This window comes from Candidatus Streptomyces philanthi, assembly GCF_059553635.1.
Genome location: NZ_JCANQV010000386.1, coordinates 1 through 4527, shown reverse-complemented (window position 1 = coordinate 4527; position 4527 = coordinate 1). Strand labels below are relative to the sequence as shown.

The 4527-nt window shown below is 75.8% G+C and carries 3 protein-coding genes and 1 pseudogene; all 4 read right to left on the bottom strand.

Annotated features, from left to right (window positions below):
* Nucleotides 1-789 (bottom strand): annotated as a pseudogene (locus AC51EU_RS27440) (phosphodiester glycosidase family protein); the annotation flags it as partial.
* A 117-nt stretch (nucleotides 790-906) separates the two neighbouring features.
* A complete protein-coding gene (locus AC51EU_RS27435; protein WP_496269779.1) occupies nucleotides 907-1530 on the bottom strand; it encodes an N-acetylmuramoyl-L-alanine amidase in 624 nt (207 codons plus the stop codon).
* A gap of 222 nt (nucleotides 1531-1752) precedes the next feature.
* Entirely contained in the window at nucleotides 1753-3183 is a 1431-nt protein-coding gene (gene xylB / locus AC51EU_RS27430; protein WP_496269778.1) for a xylulokinase, read from the bottom strand.
* 149 nt (nucleotides 3184-3332) lie between these two features.
* Nucleotides 3333-4298 (bottom strand): acetylxylan esterase, encoded by a 966-nt coding sequence (locus AC51EU_RS27425; protein WP_496269777.1) that lies wholly within the window; start codon nucleotides 4296-4298, stop codon nucleotides 3333-3335.
* Nucleotides 4299-4527 lie beyond the last annotated feature (229 nt).

Sequence of the window (4527 nt, the reverse complement as noted above, 5' to 3'; positions counted from 1 at the left end):
CTCCCGGCCGACCAGGACCACACCGTCCGGCGCGATACCGCCCTCGCCAGGCCGCTCGGCCACCGCGCTCACCCGCCCGTGGCGGACCGTCACCTCGTACGTCCGGGTGCTGCACGGCGCCGCCCGCTCGGTGTCCGTGCCGCAGACCGCGCGCAGCCGCCCGGCCGGGCCCCAGCGCGCGGTGTACGCGCCGATGCCGTCCACGGGCAGCGCGAACTGGTTGAGGCCCCGCAGCGGCAGTGCCCCGCGCGCGGTCACCACCGCGCCGCGCAGCGTCAGCCGGTCCAGGCGGGCCCGCCCGTCGTAGCCGACGCCGAGCACGTCCCCGGCGGTCGCGCCGGGCGGCAGCGCCGGGCCGAAGCGCTGCCCGTCGGGGACCGCGGCCTTGAGGTCGCGGCCCGAGGAGATCGCGGGGCCGTTCGGGGCGCCGGTCACCGGGACACCGGGGTGCTGGGTCTCGGTGATGTGGAAGAAGTCCCCGTTGACCGCCGCCACCGCGCCCCGGGCCGCCGCCATCGCCGAGACCGGCGCCCGTCCGCCGACCACCCCGGTGTCGAGCAGATCGACCGTCACCACCCGCAGGTCGACCGTCAGCAGATGCCCGTACACCTCGCCGCGCGGCAGCGTCGTACGGAACTCGCTGTACAGCACCCCCGGCGCCTGGCGTACGACGGCCGAGCGGCGCAGGGCCTGGGCCGTGGCACCCGCAGGCCCTCCGGCCCCCGCGAGCACGGCCCACGCCGCCAGCACCGTCAGCACCACGCGCACCCGTCCGTGGCGTCGTCCCATCCGCGCACCCCCTGACGTCACCTCAACCGTCCCCGCACCGGGGGCCGGCGCCCCGAAGGGCGGCTTGCCGGGCTCCGTCGGTCCGGTGAACGGCCGCCCCGTGGGAACCACCGCGCGTCAGGAGGCGGCGACCAGGTCCATGTAGCGGGCCCAGTCCCAGTGCGGGCCGGGGTCGGTGTGGTCGGTGCCCGGGACCTCGGCATGGCCGATGATGTGCTCACGGTCCCGGGGGATGCCGTAGCGGTCGCAGACCGCGGCGGTCAGCCGGGCCGACGTCTGGTACAGCGTGTCGGTGAACCACTTCGGGTCGTCGATCCAGCCCTCGTGCTCGATGCCGATGCTGCGGGTGTTGTAGTCCCAGTTCCCGGCGTGCCAGGCGACGTCCCGCTCGGCGACGCACCGCGCGAGGTAGCCGTCGGCGGACCGTACGACGTAGTGCGCGCTCGCCTGGTGGGCGGGGTCCTGGAAGAGGCGGATCGTGTCGTCGTAGGTCTCCTGCGTCACATGGATCACGACCATGTCGACCTGGTACTCCGTGGGGCGGTCGGCCGCGGTGAAGTTGGCGGGGTCCGCCGGGTGCTCGTGGGTGGGGGGATAGGCCACGCCGCGGCGGCGCGGGGGAACGGGCGCGGCGGCCGCGGTGAGCGGCGCGAGGGCGGCGGCCGCGGCGAGGGCGGCGGCGCCGGTGAGCAGACCGCGGCGGGAGGTGGGGTGACGGTACGACAGGTGACGGCGTTCCATACGAACTCCTGGCAGGGCCGAAGGGTCGCGTACATGTCATGTGCGACCGGTGTGTTCATCATGCGCAACAGGGCCTTTCCTGCCAAGACCGCGCGCAATCCGCCAGCGCCCTGCCCAAAGACGGAAATCCGCAGGTCAGAACGGGAAAGGAAGGTGACGAAAAGTCACCCGTACGGCCCAGAACCGGTCTTCGCGACCCGGGCGCCGGAGCAGGGGCGCCCCTCATCCCCCCAGCAGCCCCCGCCCGTCCACCAGCGTCGACTCAAGCCGCTCCCAGGCCGCCGCGTCCCGCTCCACCGCCGGGTACTCCGCCCCCTCCGACGTACCCCACCGTCGCGCCACCGCCGCCGGGTCCTCGCCCAGCAGCAGTCCCGCCGCCTGCGCGGCCGCCCCCAGCGCCGCCAACTCCCCGGCCCTCGGCACCCGCACCGGCAGCCCCGACAGCCGCCGCACGGTCTCCCGCCACGCCCGGCCCCGCGCCCCACCACCGATCAGCAGCAGCGGCGCACCGCCCGCCGCCTCCCCGGACAGCACCGCCTCCAGCGCCCGCAACAGGGCGAACACCGCGCCGTCGTAGGCCGCCTGGAGCACCTGGCCCGCCGTGGTGTCGTGCCGCAGCCCGTGCACCAGGCCCGTCGCGCCCGGCAGGTGCGGGGTGCGCTCCCCGTCCAGGAACGGCAGCATCACCACCCGGCCACCGGGCTCCACGTCCTCCCGGTCCCGCCCCAGGAGCGCCGCGACCCGGTCCACCGCCACGGTGCAGTTCAACGTGCACGCCAGCGGCAGCCACCCGCCACGGGCATCGGCGAACCCGGCCACCGTGCCGGTCGGATCGGCGGGACGGCGCCCGGAGACCGCGAAGACCGTCCCCGACGTGCCCAGACTCAGCACCGCCTGACCGGGACGCAGCCCCAGCCCGAGGGCCGCCGCCATGTTGTCCCCGGTACCGGCCGCCACCAGCGCACCACGCGGCAACGGCAGCTCACCGGCCCGCACCGTGCCGACGGCCTCCCCGGGCCGCGCCACCCGCGGCAGCGCCGCCGCGTCCAGACCGATGTGCTCCAGCACACCGCTGTCGTACGCGCCGGTGTCCGGCGACCACCAGCCGGTACCGGACGCGTCACCGCGGTCGGTGACCGGCGCCCCCGTCAGCCGCCCCGTCAGATAGTCGTGCGGCAGCCGGACCGCCGCCGTCGCCGCCGCGGCCGCCGGTTCGTGCTCGCGCAGCCACGCCCACTTCGCCACCGTGAACGCCGGCCCCGGCACGCTCCCCACCCGCCGCACCCAGGCGGCGGGACCACCCCACTCCTCGACCAGCCGCCTGCTCTGCGGAGCCGCCCGGACGTCGTTCCACAACAGCGCGGGCCTCACCGGCGCACCCGCCGCGTCCAGCGTCACCAGCCCGTGCTGCTGCCCGGCCACCGACACCGCCGACGCCTGCCGGGCCGCGTCCCCGCACTGCCGCAGCGCCTCGCCCAGCGCCTGCCACCAGCGCAGCGGATCACTCTCCCGGCCCGCACCGCCGCTGACGGCGTGCGGCGCCCTGCCCCGCGCCACCACCGCACCGGTCGCCGCGTCCACGACCAGCACCTTCGTCGCCTGGGTGGAACTGTCCACGCCGACGACGAGCGGTCCCGCCGACTGTGCGTCCATCGCGCCCTCTCCTTCGTGTGCCCCGCGCCGCCCGGGGCTCCCGGTGTCCGTCCCCGTGCCGCCGCGCCGGGCACGGTAACCCGCCGCGCCCCCGGGACGGCCCCGCACACCGGGTACGGGGCCGCCGTTCCGCCGCGCGGCGGAAGACGTCAACCCAGCAGCCGGCGCACGAACGCGATCTCCTCCGTCCGCTGCCGCCCGCCCCCGCCCTCGTGCCCGTTGAACCGCCACACCCGCTGCTCCTTCTTGCCCGCGTAGTGGTGGAACGCGGCGAAGCCGGTCGACGGCGGTGTCACCGGGTCGCGCAGCGCCGTGCCGAAGAGGGCGGGCGCCTGGGCCCGGACCGCGAAGTTCAGCCCGTCGAAGTGGTCCAGCGTCCGCAGCGCGGCGTCGACGTGGTCGCGCTCGCCCGCGAAGTACCGGACGAGTTCGCCGTACGGGCCCTCCTCCGTGATCTCCAGCGCCCGGCGCACATCGGTCAGGAACGGACGGTCGATCAGCGCGCCCGCCACGTCCGGCACCAGCCCCGCCACCGCCAGCGCGCACCCGCCGCCCTGGCTGCCGCCCCCGACCACGATCCGGTCCGCGTCCACCACCGGATGGGCACGCGCCGCCTCCACCGCCCGCACCGCGTCGGTGAACAGCCGCCGGTAGTAGTAGTCGTCGGGGTGGAGCAGACCGCGCGTCATATGACCCGGTACGCCCGGGTGCGGGGCAGCGACCGGATCGGGTGTGCTGCCGGGCCGGTTCGGGCCGCTCTGTCCACGGGTGTCCATGACGAGCGTGGCGAATCCGGCGCACGGCCACAGCAGCCAGTCGTGCGGCAGCATCCGCCCGCCGCCGTAGCCGAGGTACTGCACCACGCACGGCAGCGGGCCCGCGCCGTCCCCCGGGGCGAGGAACCAGCCGCGGACGCGGTGTCCGCCGAAACCGGAGAACGTCACGTCCTCGACGCGCAGCAGCGGGAGTCCGGCGTCGGCCGGGGTGAAGCGGGCGTCGAGGTCGTGGCCGCGGGCCTCGTCGAGGGTGCGCCGCCAGAACGCGTCGAACTCCGCGGGTTCGGGCAGCGGTGGGCGGTAGCCGTGCAGGGCGTCCAGGGGAAGGTCGAGGAACACGGGAAACCTCCGGGCCGTAGGGTGGGAACGGACGGCTGTGGTCAACCGTGCCCACCGGCCGGACACGTCAGCCGTCGTTCGTCCCGGCTCGGTCACCGCGTTCCCCGGGACTCCGTAAAGAAGCGATCATTTCCTCCATGAGTTTTCCTCCGCCTCCGCCCACTCCGCCGAACCAGCCCCCGCCCCACAACCCGGGCGGCTTCGGCCCGCCCCCGGGCGGTTACGGGCC